The sequence below is a fragment of the Streptomyces sp. SS7 genome (assembly GCF_037993025.1).
Taxonomy (GTDB): domain Bacteria; phylum Actinomycetota; class Actinomycetes; order Streptomycetales; family Streptomycetaceae; genus Streptomyces.
Genome location: NZ_CP141223.1, coordinates 3,959,133 through 3,976,836, shown reverse-complemented (window position 1 = coordinate 3,976,836; position 17,704 = coordinate 3,959,133). Strand labels below are relative to the sequence as shown.

The 17,704-nt window shown below is 70.4% G+C and carries 22 protein-coding genes, 4 tRNA genes and 1 pseudogene; 19 read left to right on the top strand and 8 right to left on the bottom strand.

Features of this window, described 5'->3' with window-relative positions; genetic code table 11:
- Window positions 1-16 precede the first annotated feature (16 nt).
- Complete coding sequence (locus U5640_RS18320) at window positions 17-418, bottom strand: YccF domain-containing protein (protein ID WP_340376835.1); 402 nt, start codon at window positions 416-418, stop codon at window positions 17-19.
- A gap of 127 nt (window positions 419-545) precedes the next feature.
- Between U5640_RS18320 and U5640_RS18315 the strand changes: the two are divergent.
- Window positions 546-827 (top strand): annotated as a pseudogene (locus U5640_RS18315) (YccF family protein); the annotation flags it as partial.
- Window positions 828-909: 82 nt separating this feature from the next.
- Here U5640_RS18315 and U5640_RS18310 read toward each other — a convergent pair.
- Complete coding sequence (locus U5640_RS18310; protein ID WP_340376834.1) at window positions 910-2,160, bottom strand: APC family permease; 1,251 nt, start codon at window positions 2,158-2,160, stop codon at window positions 910-912.
- 165 nt (window positions 2,161-2,325) lie between these two features.
- Between U5640_RS18310 and U5640_RS18305 the strand changes: the two genes are divergently transcribed.
- The gene (locus U5640_RS18305) at window positions 2,326-2,592 is read left to right on the top strand and encodes a GlsB/YeaQ/YmgE family stress response membrane protein (protein ID WP_340376833.1); all 267 of its coding nucleotides are present in this window, start codon (window positions 2,326-2,328) and stop codon (window positions 2,590-2,592) included.
- 104 nt (window positions 2,593-2,696) lie between these two features.
- On the opposite strand, the gene U5640_RS18300 is transcribed toward U5640_RS18305, so the two are convergent.
- Window positions 2,697-3,185 carry a YajQ family cyclic di-GMP-binding protein gene (locus tag U5640_RS18300; RefSeq protein ID WP_340376832.1) on the bottom strand — a complete coding sequence of 163 codons (489 nt, stop codon included), beginning with the start codon at window positions 3,183-3,185 and terminating at the stop codon, window positions 2,697-2,699.
- A 226-nt stretch (window positions 3,186-3,411) separates the two neighbouring features.
- On the opposite strand from U5640_RS18300, the gene U5640_RS18295 reads away from it, so the two are divergent.
- The 3 genes from U5640_RS18295 (at window position 3,412) to U5640_RS18285 (ending at window position 4,657) form a co-directional block, all read left to right on the top strand.
- A tRNA-Tyr gene (locus tag U5640_RS18295) sits at window positions 3,412-3,493 on the top strand.
- A 137-nt stretch (window positions 3,494-3,630) separates the two neighbouring features.
- On the top strand, window positions 3,631-4,167 hold the full coding sequence (locus U5640_RS18290) for a hypothetical protein (RefSeq protein ID WP_340376831.1): 537 nt from the start codon (window positions 3,631-3,633) through the stop codon (window positions 4,165-4,167).
- 94 nt (window positions 4,168-4,261) lie between these two features.
- A complete protein-coding gene (locus U5640_RS18285; protein ID WP_340376830.1) occupies window positions 4,262-4,657 on the top strand; it encodes a peptidoglycan-binding domain-containing protein in 396 nt (131 codons plus the stop codon).
- Between the two features lie 60 nt (window positions 4,658-4,717).
- On the opposite strand, the gene U5640_RS18280 is transcribed toward U5640_RS18285, so the two are convergent.
- Window positions 4,718-4,990 (bottom strand): hypothetical protein, encoded by a 273-nt coding sequence (locus U5640_RS18280; RefSeq protein ID WP_340376829.1) that lies wholly within the window; start codon window positions 4,988-4,990, stop codon window positions 4,718-4,720.
- A 98-nt stretch (window positions 4,991-5,088) separates the two neighbouring features.
- Here U5640_RS18280 and U5640_RS18275 point away from each other — a divergent pair, with 98 nt between their 5' ends.
- Entirely contained in the window at window positions 5,089-5,310 is a 222-nt protein-coding gene (locus tag U5640_RS18275; protein ID WP_340376828.1) for a hypothetical protein, read from the top strand.
- Between the two features lie 26 nt (window positions 5,311-5,336).
- On the opposite strand, the gene U5640_RS18270 is transcribed toward U5640_RS18275, so the two are convergent.
- Window positions 5,337-5,993, bottom strand: coding sequence for an SDR family oxidoreductase (locus U5640_RS18270; RefSeq protein ID WP_340376827.1), 657 nt, complete (start codon window positions 5,991-5,993; stop codon window positions 5,337-5,339).
- Between the two features lie 66 nt (window positions 5,994-6,059).
- Entirely contained in the window at window positions 6,060-7,361 is a 1,302-nt protein-coding gene (locus U5640_RS18265) for an amidohydrolase family protein (protein WP_340376826.1), read from the bottom strand.
- A 356-nt stretch (window positions 7,362-7,717) separates the two neighbouring features.
- Between U5640_RS18265 and U5640_RS18260 the strand changes: the two genes are divergently transcribed.
- The 6 genes from U5640_RS18260 to U5640_RS18235 all read left to right on the top strand — a co-directional run bounded on the left by U5640_RS18260 (window position 7,718) and on the right by U5640_RS18235 (window position 10,248).
- Window positions 7,718-7,790, top strand: a tRNA-Thr gene (locus U5640_RS18260).
- A 46-nt stretch (window positions 7,791-7,836) separates the two neighbouring features.
- Window positions 7,837-7,909: transfer RNA gene (locus tag U5640_RS18255), tRNA-Met, on the top strand.
- A gap of 90 nt (window positions 7,910-7,999) precedes the next feature.
- On the top strand, window positions 8,000-8,164 hold the full coding sequence (rpmG, locus tag U5640_RS18250) for a 50S ribosomal protein L33 (protein WP_003948671.1): 165 nt from the start codon (window positions 8,000-8,002) through the stop codon (window positions 8,162-8,164).
- A 101-nt stretch (window positions 8,165-8,265) separates the two neighbouring features.
- On the top strand, window positions 8,266-8,718 hold the full coding sequence (locus U5640_RS18245; protein WP_340376825.1) for a MaoC family dehydratase N-terminal domain-containing protein: 453 nt from the start codon (window positions 8,266-8,268) through the stop codon (window positions 8,716-8,718).
- Window positions 8,719-8,723: 5 nt separating this feature from the next.
- Window positions 8,724-9,152 carry a MaoC family dehydratase gene (locus U5640_RS18240; RefSeq protein ID WP_067249261.1) on the top strand — a complete coding sequence of 143 codons (429 nt, stop codon included), beginning with the start codon at window positions 8,724-8,726 and terminating at the stop codon, window positions 9,150-9,152.
- A 40-nt stretch (window positions 9,153-9,192) separates the two neighbouring features.
- Window positions 9,193-10,248: a UDP-N-acetylmuramate dehydrogenase gene (locus tag U5640_RS18235; protein WP_340376824.1), complete on the top strand. Its 1,056-nt coding sequence runs from the start codon at window positions 9,193-9,195 to the stop codon at window positions 10,246-10,248.
- A 49-nt stretch (window positions 10,249-10,297) separates the two neighbouring features.
- On the opposite strand, the gene U5640_RS18230 is transcribed toward U5640_RS18235, so the two are convergent.
- Together U5640_RS18230 and U5640_RS18225 are read right to left on the bottom strand one after the other, a co-directional pair.
- Window positions 10,298-11,329 carry an adenosine deaminase gene (locus U5640_RS18230; protein WP_340376823.1) on the bottom strand — a complete coding sequence of 344 codons (1,032 nt, stop codon included), beginning with the start codon at window positions 11,327-11,329 and terminating at the stop codon, window positions 10,298-10,300.
- Window positions 11,330-11,473: 144 nt separating this feature from the next.
- Complete coding sequence (locus tag U5640_RS18225; RefSeq protein ID WP_340376822.1) at window positions 11,474-12,700, bottom strand: pyridoxal phosphate-dependent aminotransferase; 1,227 nt, start codon at window positions 12,698-12,700, stop codon at window positions 11,474-11,476.
- 216 nt (window positions 12,701-12,916) lie between these two features.
- Between U5640_RS18225 and U5640_RS18220 the strand changes: the two genes are divergently transcribed.
- The 7 genes from U5640_RS18220 (at window position 12,917) to rplJ (ending at window position 17,607) form a co-directional block, all read left to right on the top strand.
- A tRNA-Trp gene (locus tag U5640_RS18220) sits at window positions 12,917-12,989 on the top strand.
- A gap of 107 nt (window positions 12,990-13,096) precedes the next feature.
- Window positions 13,097-13,384, top strand: a complete 288-nt coding sequence (gene secE, locus U5640_RS18215; RefSeq protein WP_067249250.1) for a preprotein translocase subunit SecE — start codon at window positions 13,097-13,099, stop codon at window positions 13,382-13,384.
- Between the two features lie 80 nt (window positions 13,385-13,464).
- Window positions 13,465-14,337 (top strand): transcription termination/antitermination protein NusG, encoded by an 873-nt coding sequence (nusG, locus tag U5640_RS18210; RefSeq protein WP_340376821.1) that lies wholly within the window; start codon window positions 13,465-13,467, stop codon window positions 14,335-14,337.
- 166 nt (window positions 14,338-14,503) lie between these two features.
- On the top strand, window positions 14,504-14,938 hold the full coding sequence (rplK, locus tag U5640_RS18205) for a 50S ribosomal protein L11 (RefSeq protein ID WP_055631380.1): 435 nt from the start codon (window positions 14,504-14,506) through the stop codon (window positions 14,936-14,938).
- Between the two features lie 82 nt (window positions 14,939-15,020).
- The gene (gene rplA / locus U5640_RS18200; protein WP_340376820.1) at window positions 15,021-15,746 is read left to right on the top strand and encodes a 50S ribosomal protein L1; all 726 of its coding nucleotides are present in this window, start codon (window positions 15,021-15,023) and stop codon (window positions 15,744-15,746) included.
- A gap of 149 nt (window positions 15,747-15,895) precedes the next feature.
- Entirely contained in the window at window positions 15,896-16,780 is an 885-nt protein-coding gene (locus U5640_RS18195; RefSeq protein WP_340376819.1) for a hypothetical protein, read from the top strand.
- A 296-nt stretch (window positions 16,781-17,076) separates the two neighbouring features.
- Entirely contained in the window at window positions 17,077-17,607 is a 531-nt protein-coding gene (gene rplJ / locus U5640_RS18190; protein ID WP_340376818.1) for a 50S ribosomal protein L10, read from the top strand.
- Window positions 17,608-17,704 lie beyond the last annotated feature (97 nt).

The following is a 17,704-nucleotide window of genomic DNA, read 5'->3' as shown; positions in this document are numbered from 1 at the left end:
GGTCCGAGGATGCGTCTCAGCTTCGGCCGAACTGTTGATCTGTCGGCACAACCTCACGCCCCAACGGCATGAGAGAGATCGGGATCAGCTTCAGGTTGGCCCAGCCGAACGGGATCCCGATGATGGTCACGCACAGGGCGAGCCCGGTGACGATGTGCCCGAGGGCGAGCCACCAGCCCGCGAAGATCACCCAGATCACGTTCCCGATGAACGAGCCGGCTCCGGCGCCCGGCCGCTCCACTGTGGTGCGGCCGAAGGGCCAGAGGACGAAGCCGGCGATGCGTAGGGACGCGATGCCGAAGGGGATGGTGACGATCAAGATGAAGCAGATCAGCGCGGCGATGACGTAGCCGATCGCCATCCAGATGCCGCAGAAGACGAGCCAGATGATGTTCAGCAGCAGGTTGAACAGCTTCATGATCGACACCTCTCCAGGTGGGTCCGCCCGTACTGTCCTGCTACCACCAGTATCAGCAGGTCACGCCTGCAGGCAGAACCGGAGCGTCCTTGTGGCGTGATCGGGAACGCACGGAGACGATCCCGTCGGCATCGCCGCCTTTCGTATCGGCGTCTACGCGCTCTGGCCCTTCGGCTGCACCACGGTCGAACGGCGGGACGCCGGCGCGCCCTCCTGCGTGGGCAACGTGCTCTGGCTGGTCCTCGCCGGCTGGTGGCTCGCCCTCGGGCACATCGTCACCGGGCTCGCCCTGCGCGTGACCGTCATCGGTATCCCGTTCGGCCTCGCGAACTTCAAGCTGATCCCGGTCTCGCTGTTCCCGCTGGGCCGCGAGATCGTGCCCACGGACCAGCCGTTCGCCGGGCGCTGACGCGTCACGGGCGGCCGACAGACCGCGGAACCCCTGAGCCCTGCCCTCGGTGGCCGGCCCGCCCCTGTGGCCCGTGGGCCCCTCACCGCCCGCCCAGCCGCCGCCGTACCCCGTACGCGAGCGCGCCCGCCGTCAGTACGGCCGCCCCCGTCACCACGGACGTCAGCGGGAGGGCGAACGCCAGGGCCGCACAGCCGAGGAGGCCCAGCGCGGGGAGCGCCCGCGCGGTCGGGGAGCGGTCCAGGGTCCAGGCCGAGGCGTTGGCCACGGCGTAGTAGGCGAGCACGCCGAAGGACGAGAAGCCGATCGCGCCCCGCACGTCGACCGTGGCGGCCAGCACCGCCACCACCGCGCCGACGGCCAGCTCGGCCCGGTGGGGCACCTGGAAGCGCGGGTGAACGGCCGCCAGCGCGCCGGGCAGATGGCGGTCGCGCGCCATGGCCAGGGTGGTGCGGGAGACGCCCAGGATGAGCGCGAGCAGGGAGCCCAGCGCGGCCACGGCCGCCCCGGCCCGCACCACCGGCACCATCCCGGGCACGCCCGCCGCCCGCACGGCGTCGGCCAGCGGTGCCTCCGCCCGCCCGAGGGCTCCGGAGCCCAGCACGGACAGCACGGCGACCGCCACGCACGCGTAGACGACCAGGGTGATGCCCAGCGCGAGGGGGATCGCGCGGGGGATGGTGCGCGCCGGGTCGCGCACCTCCTCGCCGAGGGTCGCGATGCGCGCGTACCCGGCGAACGCGAAGAACAGCAGACCCGCGGCCTGGAGCACACCGCCCGGGCCGCCCGAGGTCCCGGCGTCCAGGCGCCCGGCGTCCGACACGCCGGAGCCCAGGCACACCACGACCACGGCGGCGAGGACCGCGAGGACCACCGACACGATCGCCCGCGTCAGCCAGGCAGACTTCTGGATGCCGCCGTAGTTGACGGCGGTCAGGGCGACCACGGCGGCGACCGCCACCGCGTGCGCCTGCGCCGGCCAGACGTAGGCCCCGACCGTCAGCGCCATGGCCGCGCAGGAGGCCGTCTTCCCCACCACGAACGACCAGCCGGCCAAGTAGCCCCAGAACTCCCCCAGGCGTTCACGCCCGTACACATAGGTGCCGCCCGAGGCCGGGTAGAGAGCGGCGAGCCGGGCCGACGCCATGGCGTTGCAGTAGGCGACCACGGCGGCGAGGGCGAGTCCGAGCAGCAGTCCGGAGCCCGCGGCGCGCGCGGCGGGGGCGAGGGCGGCGAAGACGCCGGCGCCGATCATCGAGCCGAGGCCGATGACCACGGCGTCGCCGACGCCCAGGGTCCGCCGCAGTGCGGCGGGAGATCCGGACGGTGTCATGGGCCGCACCCTACTGACCGGCGGAACCACCGGATGTCGTAGGTGCGTCGTCCACGACAACACGACACGAACCCGAGTGAACGCGACACGTACGCGATTCGCGGAGCGAGCGAGATCACAGTGGCCGGGCGGCACGGGCACGGCGCGGAAGGGCAGGTTCAGGACATGGGCATCATCAGCTGGATCATCCTGGGACTGTTGGCCGGAGTCATCGCCAAGGTCCTGCTGCCGGGGCGGGACCCGGGCGGGTTCGTCGGAACGACCTTCATCGGCATCGCGGGCGCCTTCATCGGCGGCTGGATCTCGGCCCGCTGGCTGGACCACCCGATCTCCAAGGACTTCTACGACGGTGCCACCTGGGTGGCGGCGATCGGCGGGTCGCTCGTGCTGCTGATCGTCTACCGGCTGCTGTTCGGCAACTCGCGCGACTGAGCGCGACTGAGCGCGACGGAGCGCGGCTTCGGGCGGCGAGAAGGGCGGGCACCGTGGGGTGCCCGCCCTTCGTCGTCACCGGGAGCGGCCGGACGGCGGCCGGGCTACCGGTAGTTCACGAACTGCAGCGCGAAGTCGAAGTCCTGACCCTTCAGCAGGGCGATGACGGCCTGGAGGTCGTCACGGCTCTTGGAGCTGACGCGCAGTTCGTCGCCCTGCACCTGGGCCTTGATGCCCTTGGGGCCCTCGTCGCGGATGAGCTTCGCGACCTTCTTGGCGTTCTCCTGGGAGATGCCCTCCTTGATCTCCGCGAAGAGCTTGTACTCCTTGCCGGAGAGCTGGGGCTCGCCCGCGTCCAGCGCCTTCAGCGAGATCCCGCGCTTGATCAGCTTCGACTGGAAGACGTCGAGAACGGCGTTCACCCGGTCCTCGGAGTTCGCCTCCATGAGGATCTTCTCGCCGGACCAGGAGATGGAGGCGCCCACGCCCTTGAAGTCGTAGCGCTGCGAGATCTCCTTGGCGGCCTGGTTGAGGGCGTTGTCGACCTCCTGCCGCTCGACCTTCGAGACGATGTCGAAACTGGAGTCGGCCATGTCCTGTGGCTCCTTGTATCGGGGTGCGTGTGAGCTGCGGATCGGCGTGCGTGGGAGCGATCGCCGAGCCCGGTGTGATCCCGGACCGCATCCGGACAAGCCTAGCCACCCCTGGTCGTCGGGGTGGAGATCAATCAGGTGGCGGAGCACCCCTCGGTATCGGGTATTGTTTACGTCGTTGCCAGGGAGCACCGCCGAAAAGCGGTTCGAACGGCAGCAAAACCCCGGCGGTGTGCCCGAGCGGCCAAAGGGAGCAGACTGTAAATCTGCCGGCTCAGCCTTCCCAGGTTCGAATCCTGGCGCCGCCACGCTGAGAGCGAAGGGCCCGTTACCTGCTGACACAGCAGGTAACGGGCCCTTCGTCATGTCGTGGTGGGGAAGGGGAGGATTCCTGCACGCACCCTTCGACCCCGGAGGTCCGGCATGGCTCGGTTCCTGATGGCGGGTGTCGTCTCGGCGGCGCTGTTCACGCCGGGGGTCCCCTGACCGCCGCGGTCGCCGCTTATCCCACCTGCCTCGGCCTGCCCGCACCCTCACCGGCGCGGGAACCCTCACCGGTACGCCGGGCAGTGACGTCATCGTCGGCTCCCCGGGGGCGGACGTCGTCGACGGGGGCGGGGGCGACGACGTCATCTGCGGCCTCGGCGGCGACGACCGGCTCCACGGCGGCGCGGCGGACGAACTGCTCGTCGGCTACAGCTTCGTCGGCGACCCCGCGCATACCGTCGCGGGCGACGACGTGATCGACGGTCGCGGCGGGGACGACCAACTCTGCGGCGACGACGTGGATTTCGGCGGGGACACGGCCGTCGGCGCCGCGGGCGGCCGGGACCTGCTGCGCGGCGGCGCCGGGGACGACGCGCTCTTCGCGGGCCCCGCCGACGACCTCCTGGACGGCGGCGCGCAGACCGACTCCTGCGACGGCCGGGCGGGCCTCGCCGACCACGCGGTGCGCTGCGAGGACGTCACCGACGTTCCCTGACCCGGCTCCAGGCCCCCGCGCAGGCGCTGAGATGCGACCCGTGGGGCTGGAGTGCACGGTGGTACAGGGGATGTCTCATTTGGAGGTGCTGTACATGCGACGCATGCTCACCAGTGGGACCCTGCTCGCCGCGCTCGTGCTCGCGGGGACGCCGGCCCTGGCCGCGCCCCAGCTCGGTGCGCCCCAGCAGAGTGCAGCCCAGCCCGTAGGGGCCGTCACCCAAGGGTTCGTGGACGTCTGCAACTTCACCAAGACCCGGCCGACCCTGAAACTCGGTTCCTCGGGCAGTGCCGTCCGGCAGGCCCAGTGCTACCTGAACCACTCCCTCACCGGCCGCGACCTCGCCGTGGACGGGCAGTTCGGGCCCCTCACCCAGCGGGCGACGCTGCGCTTCCAGCGCTGCGCCGGCATCGGCGTGGACGGCGTCATCGGGCCCCAGACCTGGTCGTTCCTCGTCCTCTGGGCCAACTCGCCGGACTTCGTCTGCTGACGAAGCCGACGAAGCCGACGGAGCCGACGGAGCTGACGAGGAAGCCCGGGAAGCCGGTGGTCAGGAGCCGTTCGTCTTCGCCGCCTGCTTCACCTCCGCCTCCACGTCGCTGCGCGGTCTGCCCTCGTCCTTGGCGTACACCGTCACCGCGGCCTGGACGTCACGGGCGAGGTCGCGCCAGGCCCTCCAGGCGGTCTCGTACGTCTCGGTCTGGGTTTCCGACCAGGGCGTCGCCGTCGGAGGGCCGTAGGCGTCCCGCAGCTCCTCGACCCGTGTGTGGGTCTCGTCGGCCAGACGCTGCATCGCCACGAGTTCCTCGAAGGTATGTACCATATGTCCGGATGCTAGGGACGTGTCGGCCGATCCGCGCGGTGAGCGGGCCGTGTGCCGCGCCCCGCTACCCGGGTGGCCCACTGCGGCAGACTTGCCCCATGTCCAGCGGATCGAGCCGTCGCAGAGTCTGTCCCGAGTGCCGTCGCGAGATCGCCGTCGTCGCCGGACGGTTCGCCCGGCACGACCCGCCGGGCGCGCGGGAGAACGGGGAACTCGTCTCCTGCCCGGGGTCCCGGAGCAGGGCGCAACTGGGCGCCGTACAGCCGTCGTTGGACGGTTACACCCTGCCCGAGTTCCCCGGGCAGCTCCCGCTCTTCTGACCTGGGTTCCCGGCCACCGACCGACCTCAGTTCCCCGCCACCGACTTCACCGCCACCGACACCGGTGCCGAGCCGCTGATCAGCTCCAGGGTGAGGCCGGCCGTGGCCGGGGTGTCCACCAGCTCCGCCAGCACGGCCGCCACGTCGTCGCGCGGGACGGGGCCGCGGCCCGTACGGGCCTCCAGCCGCACCAGCCCGGTGCCCGGATCGTCGGTGAGCAGCCCGGGGCGCAGGATCGTCCAGTCGAGCGAGTCCAGCCCCCGTACGTACGCGTCCGCCTCGCCCTTGGCGCGCTGGTACACGTCGAAGACCTCCTGGCCCGGGTGGTCCGGGTCCGCGCCCATCGACGACACCACCACGAGACGCCGTACGCCAGCCCGGACCGCCGCGTCCGCGAACAGCACCGCCGCGCCCCTGTCCACGGTGCCCTTCCGGGCCACCCCGCTGCCCGGACCGGCGCCCGCCGCGAACACCGCCGCGTCCGCGCCCCGCAGCCGCTCCGCGACCTCCTCGACCGACGCCGACTCCAGGTCCAGCACGACCGGTTCGGCACCCGCCGCCCGCAGATCCTCCGCCTGCTCGGCCTTGCGGACGATCCCCGCGACCTCGTCACCACGCCCGGCGAGCAACCGCTCCAGCCGCAGCGCGATCCGACCATGACCACCAGCGATGACAATGCGCATGCTTCCGACCGTACGCCCGGGCGTCCCCCTCCGCCGTGCCGCTCCCGCGCGACCGACCCGACGGGCCTACGACGACTCCCCCCGCCCCTGCCGGGGCAGCCCCCGGTCCAGCGGTGCCGACGGGGCAGCCGGCGCCGCCGCGTCGCCGTACTCCCGGACCGCGCTGGTCCGGGCCACCACCCGGCCGCGGTGGATCACGACGCGGCTGTAGCCGAGGGAGAGCGCGCCCGCCAGCCGGTCGCCGCGGACGGCCAGCAGGTCGGCGGGGAAACCGGCCTCGACCCGGATCTCGGGCAGGCCCAGGGCCGCGCGCGCGGAGCGGCTCACGGCCTCGTAGGCCTCCTCGGGGCGCAGACCGTGGCGGGAGACGAGGAGGTAGGCGGCCTCCAGCGGGTCCCCGCGCCCGACCGGGTTGGACACATCGCGCAGGGCCCCGCTGCCCGCCGCCACCCTTACCCCGGCCGCGCGCAACAGCCGTACGGGCGCCGTGCCGTGGTGCTCCGCGGCGCCGCAGCCGCCCTGCGGCAGGCACACCACCGTCACCCCGGCGGCCGCCAGCCGGTCGGCGGTACGGGCGGCCGTGCCGGGGGAGAGCCGGCCGAGGCCGCCGCACGGGGCGAGGGTGACCCCGGGGCGCAGCCCGCCGGCCATCGCGGCGAGGCGGGCGAGGCGGGCCGGGTCGACGGCGTCGGTGTGCAGATCGACCGGGCAGCCGTGCTCGGAGGCGACCTCCAGGACGGCCTCCACGTATCCGGTGGGATCGGGGTCGAGGTCGGGACATCCGCCCACCACCGAGGCGCCCATCTTCAGCGCGTCCCGCAGCATCGCGAGGCCGTCCGCCCCGGCCACCCCGGTCAGCAGCCGGGGCATCGCCACCGTCGTCAGCTCGGCGAACCCGCTCAGCGACCGCGCGGCCCGCAGGACCGCGGTCAGCGCGCCGAGGCCCTGGACGTCACCCACCCGCACCTGGGCGCGCAGCGCGGTCGCGCCGTGCCCGAGCTGGAGCAGGGCGGCCTCGGTCGCGCGCCGCTGCACGTCCTCGGCGCCGTACGGGACGGGCCCGTCCAGGTCGGCGGTGAGGGCCGTGTCGAGGTGGGCGTGCGGCTCGGCGGGGGCCGGGAGGAGGAGGTGGCCGGAGAGGTCGACCCGGGTGGTGCGGGCGCCCGCACCGGAGCGGGCCGGGCCCGGGGTGAGGCTGCCGGCCGTGCCGACCGCCTCGATCCGGCCGCGGGCCAGCCGTACGTCCACGGTCCGGCCGTCCGTCAGCCGCGCCCCGCACAGCAGCAGCGCGCCCGCGTCCGGCGTGCCGCCCGGGGGGCCGGACGGGGAGGACGACGGCGGGGGTGGCTCGGGCCGGCTGTCGGGCATCGCGCTCCAGAGGGCTCGGGGTCCGGCGGCTCGGGTCCCGGGGCTCGCGGTCGGTGGTGTCGTGCTGCTCGGCGGGGCGAGGGCGACCCGGGACCGCGCGTGGGACGCAAGGTCACGGAGAGTGAGTCGAGCCTAGGGCGACGCTCCGGTGCGGTCGGGGAGGAGCGCAATAGTCGTACCGGTGGGGTTGCCGTGGACGCGGTGGCCGGGGTGGTCGGCGGTGGTGCAGGGGCGGCACGCGGGGCTGCGGGGACCGGCGGTGGGGGCGTTCGGCGGGCGGGTCCGCGCGGCCCTCCGGAGGGGTGCGAAACGGATTTGGGTGAACGGCTGCGGACCGTGTAATGTCTTCATCGCTCGCCCCAATAGCTCAGTCGGCAGAGCGTCTCCATGGTAAGGAGAAGGTCTACGGTTCGATTCCGTATTGGGGCTCTGGTGTGAGAGGTTCCCGTCGCGAGACGGGAACGGATCACATCAAAGCGGTGTAGCTCAGTCGGTAGAGCAAGCGGCTCATAATCGCTGTGTCACCGGTTCAAGTCCGGTCACCGCTACACGCAGTAGCCGATTGTGGGGTCGGTCCTTCGATCGGCTACTCTTTCTTGCGTTAAACCAATCCCATCCGTTCGTCAAGGAGCACTCACGTGGCTGCCACCGACGTCCGCCCGAAGATCACGCTGGCCTGCGTGGAGTGCAAGGAGCGGAACTACATCACCAAGAAGAACCGGCGTAACAACCCGGACCGACTGGAGATGAAGAAGCACTGCCCGCGTTGCAACGCGCACACCGCGCACCGCGAGACGCGATAAATCAGGCTCGTATGCGAGGCCGTCCCCGAGTGATCGGGGGCGGCCTCGCGTCGTTGAGTGACCAGTACCGGTCAGTAGAGCAAGCAGGAGGTGCCGAGCCCATGGCGCTCGACCAGTCCTTCGTCGGGCGGACCTACCCCGCCACCGACCCCTATGAGGTCGGCCGCGAGAAGATCCGTGAGTTCGCCGAGGCCGTGGGGGACACCAACCCGGTGTACACCGACCCGGAGGCCGCCAAGGCGCTCGGGTACGCCGATGTGATCGCCCCGCCCACCTTCGTGTTCTCCATCACCTTCAAGGCCGCGGGAGAGGTCGTCCGGGACCCCCGGCTCGGCCTGGACTACAGCCGCGTGGTGCACGGCGACCAGAAGTTCGCCTACCGCCGCCCCGTGCGGGCCGGCGACCGGCTGACGGTCACCTCCACCATCGAGGCCATCAAGTCCATGGCGGGCAACGAGATCGTGGACATCCGCGGCGAGGTGCACGACGAGGCGGGCGAGCACGTCGTGACCGCCTGGACCAAGCTGGTCGCGCGCGCGGCCGAGGAGGCGTGAGGGTCATGACGGCGAAGATCGCCTACGCGGACGTCGAGGTCGGCACCGAACTCCCGGCGCAGACCTTCAGGGTGGACCGGGCCACGCTCGTGCAGTACGCGGGGGCCTCCGGGGACTTCAACCCCATCCACTGGAACGAGAAGTTCGCCAAGGAGGTGGGACTGCCGGACGTCATCGCGCACGGCATGTTCACCATGGCCGAGGCGATCCGGGTCGTGACCGACTGGGTCGGGGACCCGGGAGCGGTCGTCGACTACGGCGTGCGCTTCACCAAACCGGTCGTCGTGCCCAACGACGAGCAGGGCGCGGTGATCGAGGTCGCCGGCAAGGTGGCGGCCAAGCTCGACGACAACACCGTGCGCGTCGATCTGCTGGTCACCAGCGGCGGTCAGAAGGTCCTGGGGATGTCCCGGGCGGTCGTACGGCTCGGATAGGCGTCCGAGGTCCCGTAAGGGTTCTCGTAGGCTTGGGCGCGTGCTGGAGACTTACGACGCCCCGCTTGCCCCGCTGACCACCTTCCGGCTCGGAGGGCCCGCCGCCCGGCTGGTGACCGCGACCAGCGACGCCGAGGTGATCGACGTCGTGCGCGCCGCCGACGCCGCGGGCACGCCGCTGCTCGTGGTCGGCGGCGGGTCCAACCTCGTCATCGGGGACAAGGGCTTCGCGGGCACCGCCCTGCGCATCGCCACGCGCGGGTTCGAACTCGTCGGTACGACGCTGGAGCTGGCGGCGGGCGAGGTGTGGACCGACGCCGTCGCCCGGACCGTCGAGGCCGGCCTGGCGGGGATCGAATGCCTCGCCGGCATCCCCGGCTCGGCCGGCGCCACCCCGATCCAGAACGTGGGGGCGTACGGCCAGGAGGTCTCCACCACCCTCACCGAGGTCGTCGCCTACGACCGTCGCGCCGGCGAGACGGTCACCCTCACCAACGAGGAGTGCGCCTTCGCCTACCGGCACAGCCGCTTCAAGGCCGACCCCGAGCGGTATGTCGTCCTGCGGGTCCGTTTCGTCCTGGAGGACGCCGACGGGCTGTCGGCCCCGGTCAAGTACGCCGAGACCGCGCGGGCGCTGGGGGTGGAGGCGGGCGACCGGGTGCCGCTCGGCCGGGCCCGGGAGACCGTGCTGAAGCTGCGCGCCGGGAAGGGCATGGTGCTCGACCCCGAGGACCACGACACCTGGTCCGCCGGGTCGTTCTTCACCAACCCGATCCTCACCGAAGCCGACTTCGCCGCCTTCCACGCGCGCGTGAAGGAGCGGCTGGGGGAGGACGCGGAGCCGCCCGCCTACCCCGCGGGCCCCGGGCACACCAAGACGTCCGCCGCCTGGCTGATCGACAAGGCCGGCTTCACCAAGGGTTACGGCGACGGACCCGCCCGCATCTCCACCAAGCACACCCTCGCCCTCACCAACCGTGGCACCGCCACCACGGAGGACCTGCTGGCACTGGCCCGGGAGGTCGTCGCCGGGGTGCGGGAGGCGTTCGGGATCACCCTCGTCAACGAACCGGTGATGGTCGGCGCAGAGCTGTAGAGCTGCAGAGCCGTAGTGCTGCAGAGCTGCAGTGCCGTAGTGCTGTCGTTCAGGAAGCCAGCCAGTCGTCCACGCCCGACAGCAGTTTGGTCTTCATGTCCTCCGGGGCCGCCGAACCCCGTACCGACTGGCGGGCCAGTTCCGCCAGTTCCTCGTCGGTGAAGCCGTGGTGCTGCCGGGCGATCTCGTACTGGGCGGCCAGCCGGGCGCCGAACAGCAGCGGGTCGTCGGCGCCCAGCGCCATCGGCACGCCCGACTCGAACAGCGTCCGCAGCGGTACGTCCTCGGGCTTCTCGTACACCCCCAGCGCCACGTTCGACGCCGGGCACACCTCGCACGTCACGCCCCGCTCCGCGAGCCGCTTCAACAGCCTCGGGTCCTCCGCCGCCCGGACGCCGTGCCCCACCCGGGTGGCGTGCAGATCGTCCAGACAGTCCCGTACCGACGACGGACCGGTCAGCTCACCGCCGTGCGGCGCCGACAGCAGACCGCCGTCGCGCGCGATGGTGAAGGCCCGGTCGAAGTCGCGCGCCATGCCCCGCCGCTCGTCGTTCGACAGCCCGAAACCGACCACGCCCCGGTCCGCGTAGCGCACCGCCAGCCGGGCCAGCGTCCGGGCGTCCAGCGGATGCTTCATCCGGTTCGCCGCGACCAGCACCCGCATGCCGAGCCCGGTGTCCCGCGAGGCCGACTCCACCGCGTCCAGGATGATCTCCAGCGCCGGGATCAGCCCGCCCAGCCGCGGCGCGTACGACGTCGGGTCGACCTGGATCTCCAGCCACCCCGAGCCGTCCCTGATGTCCTCCTCCGCCGCCTCCCGCACCAGGCGCTGTATGTCCTCGGGGCGGCGCACACACGACCGGGCGGCGTCGTACAGGCGCTGGAAGCGGAACCAGCCACGCTCGTCCGTGGCCCGCAGTCTCGGAGGCTCCCCGCCGGTCAGCGCCTCGGTCAGCGCGTCGGGCAGACGCACGCCGTACTTGTCGGCCAGCTCCAGCACGGTCGAGGGCCGCATCGAACCGGTGAAGTGCAGGTGCAGATGGGCCTTGGGCAGCTCAGAGACATCACGTACACGCTCCATCCGCCGATCCTGCCGTACGGCCGTGTCGTCCCGGTAGCCGATTGCCCGAACGTGGTCTTGCTCGCACAAAACAACGGGGGGTTCCGATCCGTCATGCGGGATCGGAACCCCCCGGAGAGGACCCCCGTGGCCGGAGGCCGGACGTCAGTCCCTGGCCTCCGCCAGCAGCTTCTGGATGCGGCTCACGCCCTCGACGAGGTCCTCGTCGCCCAGCGCGTACGACAGCCGCAGATAGCCCGGCGTGCCGAAGGCCTCACCCGGGACGACCGCGACCTCGGCCTCGTCCAGGATGATCTCCGCCAGCTCGGTGCTGGTCTGCGGGCGCCGGCCCCGGATCTCCTTGCCGAGCAGCGCCTTCACCGACGGGTACGCGTAGAACGCGCCCTCGGGCTCCGGGCAGAGCACGCCGTCGATCTCGTTCAGCATCCGCACGATCGTCCTGCGACGCCGGTCGAACGCCTCCCTCATCGTCTCCACCGCCGACAGGTCGCCCGAGACGGCGGCGATCGCGGCGACCTGGGCCACGTTCGAGACGTTCGAGGTGGCGTGCGACTGCAGGTTCGTCGCCGCCTTGACGACGTCCTTCGGGCCGATGATCCAGCCGACGCGCCAGCCGGTCATCGCGTACGTCTTGGCGACCCCGTTGACGACGACGCACTTGTCGCGCAGCTCGGGCAGGAGCGCCGGCAGGGAGGTGAACACCGCGTCGCCGTAGACCAGGTGCTCGTAGATCTCGTCCGTCAGCACCCACAGACCGTGCTCGACGGCCCAGCGGCCGATCGCCTCGGCCTCGGCGGCGCTGTACACCGCTCCGGTCGGGTTGGACGGGGAGACGAACAGCACGACCTTGGTCTTCTCGGTGCGTGCCGCCTCCAGCTGCTCGACCGAGACCCGGTAGCCGGTGGTCTCGTCGGCGACGACCTCCACCGGGACACCGCCGGCGAGACGGATCGACTCGGGGTACGTCGTCCAGTACGGCGCCGGGACGATGACCTCGTCGCCCGGGTCGAGGATCGCGGCGAACGCGTTGTAGATCGCCTGCTTGCCGCCGTTGGTGACCAGGATCTGCGAGGCGTCGACCTCGTAGCCGGAGTCGCGCAGGGTCTTGGCGGCGATCGCGGCCTTCAGCTCGGGCAGACCACCGGCCGGCGTGTAGCGGTGGTACTTGGGGTCCTTGCAGGCCTCTACGGCCGCCTCGACGATGTAGTCCGGGGTCGGGAAGTCGGGCTCTCCGGCGCCGAAGCCGATCACCGGACGCCCGGCGGCCTTCAGGGCCTTGGCCTTGGCGTCCACGGCGAGGGTGGCGGACTCGGAGATCGCGCCGACTCGGGCGGAGACCCGGCGCTCGGTGGGAGGGGTTGCAGCGCTCATACGACCCATGGTTTCAGACCGGAAACCCGCCCGGCACACGGGTTTCACCCACTGGGCAACTGGCTGAACATCAGACTGATTTCGCCCAAGACCACTTTCCGTTCGACCTCACGCCCAGGACCACGTACACTCATCCGTCGTTGGCCTTCAACAGCCGTGCCACTGCCGGTGCACACCGAGCATCCGGTCGGATGCGGTACGTTGGGGGACACACAAAGGGTCGTAGCTCAATTGGTAGAGCACTGGTCTCCAAAACCAGCGGTTGGGGGTTCAAGTCCCTCCGGCCCTGCTACACACACCTTGCCAGGATGTGTGCGCATGTACGTACAGCAATGCACCGCCGTGCGGCTCAGACCGGGCGCGGCACGGCCACGACCCGGGAACAGGTGAGGACGAATGGCGGATGCCGTGGGCTCCATCGACACGCCTGATGCCCAGGACGAGCTGCCTGAGGCCAAGAAGAAGGGGCGGAAGGGCGGAAAGCGCGCCAAGAAGGGCCCGCTGAAGCGCCTCGCTCTCTTCTACCGCCAGATCATCGCGGAGCTCCGCAAGGTCGTCTGGCCCACTCGCGGACAGCTGACGACGTACACGACCGTGGTGATCGTCTTCGTGGTCGTCATGATCGGGCTGGTGACCGTGATTGACTATGGACTCAGCCACGCCGCCAAGTACGTTTTTGGCTGAGCCGAGAGCGAAGGGCGCCGAGGTATCCGGCGCCCCTTTCGCATGTTCCACCCCTCTGTATCCAGGAAGAAGCAGCCACCGTGTCTGACCAGAACCTGAACGACGCCATCGAGCCCGACGAGGTCGACGACGAGCTCGACATCGTCGAGGGCGCGGACGAGGTGGACGAGTTCGAGGCTGCCGACGATGAGGCGGGCGAGGCCGCGGAGGAAGCAGCGCTCCACGTCGAGGACGAGGACGCCGAGGACACCGAAGAGGCGGACGACGCCGAGGACGAGGTCGAGGACGACGCCGAGGCCGAGGCCGAGGCCGAGGAAGAAGAGCCGGCCGAGCCCGTCGACCCCGTCGTCGCCCTGCGCGAGGAGCTGCGCACCCTTCCCGGCGAGTGGTACGTGATCCACACCTACGCCGGCTACGAGAACCGCGTGAAGACCAACCTGGAGCAGCGCGCCGTCTCGCTGAACGTCGAGGACTACATCTTCCAGGCCGAGGTGCCGCAGGAAGAGGTCGTCCAGATCAAGAACGGCGACCGCAAGACGATCCGCCAGAACAAGCTCCCGGGTTACGTCCTGGTCCGCATGGACCTGACGAACGAGTCCTGGGGCGTCGTCCGCAACACCCCGGGTGTCACCGGCTTCGTGGGCAACGCCTACGACCCGTACCCGCTGACCCTGGACGAGATCGTCAAGATGCTCGCCCCGGAGGCCGAGGAGAAGGCCGCCCGCGAGGCCGCCGAGGCCGAGGGCAAGCCGGCTCCGCAGCGCAAGGTCGAGGTCCAGGTGCTGGACTTCGAGGTGGGCGACTCGGTCACCGTCACCGACGGCCCGTTCGCCACGCTGCAGGCCACGATCAACGAGATCAACGCCGACTCCAAGAAGGTCAAGGGTCTGGTGGAGATCTTCGGACGCGAGACCCCGGTCGAGCTGTCGTTCGACCAGATCCAGAAGAACTAGCTTCTTCCCAAGAGAACTTCCGACCAGGTCAGGCGGGCTGTCACGGCTTGTCTGACCTGCTCGGTTTTTGGCCGCGCATCTATACCCGTTATCGTTGTGCGGTATGCCTGCGTTCGGTTGGTTCCCTGGCGCGGGCATGGACCCGAATGAAAGGACCTGGAGAGTAATGCCTCCCAAGAAGAAGAAGGTCACGGGGCTCATCAAGCTCCAGATCAACGCCGGTGCGGCGAACCCGGCCCCGCCGGTCGGCCCCGCGCTCGGTCAGCACGGTGTCAACATCATGGAGTTCTGCAAGGCCTACAACGCGGCGACCGAGTCGCAGCGTGGCTGGGTCATCCCGGTGGAGATCACGGTCTACGAGGACCGCTCCTTCACCTTCGTGACCAAGACCCCGCCGGCCGCGAAGATGATCCTCAAGGCCGCCGGTGTGGAGAAGGGCTCGGGCGAGCCGCACAAGACCAAGGTCGCCAAGATCACCGAGGCGCAGGTCCGTGAGATCGCCACGACCAAGCTTCCCGACCTGAACGCCAACGACCTGGACGCCGCCGCGAAGATCATCGCCGGCACCGCCCGTTCCATGGGCATCACGGTCGAGGGCTGACCTTCACCACCCCGTACTTCAGCAGTAGTGGCAGGGCCTGCTCGGCCCGTACCACGACTCCTCAGACACATCAGGAGCAGTAGTGAGCAAGCGCAGCAAGTCTCTCCGCGCTGCGGACGCCAAGGTCGACCGGGAGAAGCTCTACGCCCCGCTCGAGGCCGTCCGTCTCGCCAAGGAGACCTCCACCTCCAAGTTCGACGGCACCGTCGAGGTCGCCTTCCGTCTGGGTGTCGACCCGCGCAAGGCCGACCAGATGGTCCGTGGCACCGTGAACCTGCCGCACGGCACCGGCAAGACCGCCCGGGTCCTGGTCTTCGCGACCGGTGACCGTGCTGCGGCCGCGGAGGCCGCGGGCGCCGACATCGTCGGCTCCGACGAACTGATCGACGAGGTCGCGAAGGGCCGTCTGGACTTCGACGCCGTCGTTGCCACCCCGGACCTCATGGGCAAGGTCGGCCGCCTCGGCCGCGTGCTCGGTCCCCGTGGTCTGATGCCGAACCCGAAGACCGGCACCGTCACCCCCGACGTGGCCAAGGCCGTCACCGAGATCAAGGGCGGCAAGATCGAGTTCCGCGTCGACAAGCACTCGAACCTGCACTTCATCATCGGCAAGACGTCCTTCGACGACACCAAGCTGGTGGAGAACTACGCCGCGGCGCTCGAGGAGATCACCCGTCTCAAGCCGTCCGCCGCGAAGGGTCGCTACATCAAGAAGGCCGCGATCAGCACCACGATCGGCCCCGGCATCCTGGTCGACCCGAACCGCACCCGCAACCTCCTCGTCGAGGAGGACCCGGCCGCGGTCTGAACCTGACGGTTCCTTTTCGGTCGGCGACGAGCCCCGCAACCTTTCGAGGTGCGGGGCTCGTCCCTTGGGAGCACAGGGGTTTTTCCCCGGACGGCTGTCGGTGCGGTGCGTTACCGTGCAGTCACGGGACTCTCATGGGGGTGGGGCGGATGAAGCGCACAGCGGTGCGGACCGCGGGACTGTCCATCGCGGCGATGGGCCTGCTGGCCGGGGTGACGGCCTGCCAGGCCTCGGGGGGCTCCGGGAGCTCCTCCGGAGACTCGGAGGGGGCGAGGTTCGACCCCGTCGCCGCGCTGCGGACCGCCGAGAAGTCCACCGACGGCGCCGACTCCGCCAAGGTCGAGTCGACGACCACCATGGGCTCGGTGATGTCCATGACGGCCGACGGCTCCCTCGCCTGGGGCGACGGGCTCACCGGGCGGCTGACCATCACGTACACGGGCGGCACGATGGCCGACACCATGCGCCAGATGGGCAGCGACTCGATGGAGGCCCGCTACCTCCCCGACGCCTACTACGCACGGATGGGCGACACCTTCGCCGAGCAGTCCGGCGGCAAGCACTGGATCAAGTACGCCTACGACGACCTGGAGACCGTCGGCGGCAGCGGTGGGGCGTATCTGAAGGACCAGATGCAGAACACCACGCCGAACCAGTCCGTGAAGCTCCTGCTGGCCTCCGGGGACGTCCGCAAGGTCGGCGAGGAGAAGGTGCGCGGACAGCGGACCACGCACTACTCGGGGACGGTCGACGTGGCCGACCTCGCCGAGAAGAACTCCAGCCTCAGCCGGAGCCAGCTCGACGACCTCAAGAAGACGCTGGAGCAGGCCGGCGTCACCACCGAGACCGTCGACATCTGGGTCGACGACCAGGACCTGCTGGTCAAGAAGGTCGAGAAGGGCGAGACCGCGGCGGGCGCGTACAGCCAGACCGCGTACTACAGCGACTACGGCACCGAGGTGGCGGTCGAGGAGCCCCCGGCGAGCGACACGGCCGACTTCACCGAGCTGGTCAGGCAGCAGTCGGGCGGCTGAGCCGGCGGCCCCGTACGGGCGGATTTGCTTGACACCGTCCGTCTCCCGTACGCTTCCACCGAAGCCAAAGACCGCTGGTCGTTGCCGTGCTCTCGGAAGAGGGTCCGGTGGCCGAAGGATCCGCTTGACATGCGGACGACCCGCGCAGGTGACTGTGGAAGTGCTCCCGGCCCGAATCCCGTCCTTCGACGGTTCTCGTCCGGTCGAGCTACGCCCCGTGCGCCTGCGCCGGGGCGTTTCGTCTGTCCCAGCCCCTTCCGAGCGGTCCTCATCACCCGGAAGGAGGCCGACGCTCTATGGCAAGGCCCGACAAGGCTGCCGCGGTGGCCGAGCTCACGGAGCAGTTCCGTAGCTCGAACGCCGCCGTGCTGACCGAGTACCGGGGTCTCACCGTGGCGCAGCTCAAGACGCTGCGCCGCTCGCTCGGTGAGAACGCCCAGTACGCCGTGGTGAAGAACACGCTGACCAAGATTGCGGCCAACGAGGCCGGGATCACGACGCTCGACGACCTGTTCAACGGTCCGACGGCGGTCGCCTTCGTCACCGGTGACCCGGTGGAGTCGGCGAAGGGTCTTCGTGACTTCGCCAAGGACAACCCCAACCTCGTCATCAAGGGCGGTGTCCTTGACGGCAAGGCGCTGTCCGCCGATGAGATCAAGAAGCTTGCGGACCTCGAGTCCCGCGAGGTTCTGCTCGCCAAGCTGGCGGGTGCCATGAAGGGCAAGCAGACGCAGGCTGCTCAGGTCTTCCAGGCGCTCCCGTCGAAGTTCGTCCGCACCGCGGAGGCGCTTCGTGCCAAGCAGGCCGAGCAGGGCGGTGCCGAGTAACTCGGCTCGCGTAATGACCGCCGTCGCCAGGCAGCCCGCCTGACGCAGGGGGTCGTAGCGGGCCGAACGTCTACGCAGTAAACGCCGCAAGGCGCAC